The 767-nt window shown below is 62.8% G+C and carries 1 protein-coding gene; it reads left to right on the top strand.

Translation table 11 applies throughout. The features are described 5' to 3' along the window. A partial coding sequence (locus tag AWB68_RS45735; RefSeq protein ID WP_087650523.1) for a beta-keto acid cleavage family enzyme occupies positions 1 to 767 on the top strand: 767 nt, incomplete at both ends.

The following is a 767-nucleotide window of genomic DNA, read 5'->3' as shown; positions in this document are numbered from 1 at the left end:
ACCGTGCTGCACCTGCACGTGCGCGAACTCGACGGCAAGGGCAGCAAGCGCCTGTCGAAGTTCAACGAGCTGATCGCCGGCGTGCGCAATGCGGTGCCCGAGATGATCATCCAGGTGGGCGGCTCGATCAGCTTTGCACCCGAGACCGAAGGGTCAGCCGCCAAATGGCTGAGCGACGATACGCGCCACATGCTGGCCGAGCTCGATCCCAAGCCCGACCAGGTCACGGTGACGATCAACACGTCGCAGATGAACGTCGTGGAGCACTGGGAAGATGCTGACGTCAAGGGTACCTCGATGGAGGACCCCGAGGTCTACAACGCCTACAAGGAGATGACAGTGCCGGCGCAGCCCGGCTGGGCCGAGGAGCACATCCGCCGCCTGAACGAAGCGGGCATCCAGAGCGCGTTCCAGTGCTACAACATCAACAGCTTCGAGTCGGTTGAGCGCTTGATCCGGCGCGGCGTCTACAAGGGCCCGCTGGTCATGAACTGGGTGGCTATCGGCGGTGGCATGGATGCACCGAACATCTATAGCCTTGCCAATTTCGTGCGCGCCACGCCGGATGGCGCGGTGCTGACGGTGGAGAGCTCGATGCGCAACGTGCTGCCAGTCAACATGATGGGCATTGCGATGGGCCTGCATGTGCGCTGCGGCATCGAGGACAACCTCTGGAACCAGGCACGCACGAAGAAGATGAGCACGGTCGAGCAGATCGAGCAACTGGTGCGCATTTCACGCGAGTTCGGCCGCAAGGTCGCCACCGC

It is taken from the genome of Caballeronia choica (assembly GCF_001544535.1).
GTDB lineage: Bacteria > Pseudomonadota > Gammaproteobacteria > Burkholderiales > Burkholderiaceae > Caballeronia > Caballeronia choica.
The sequence above is the reverse complement of the archived record's forward strand: the minus strand, read 5'-3'. Positions and strand labels throughout refer to the sequence as shown.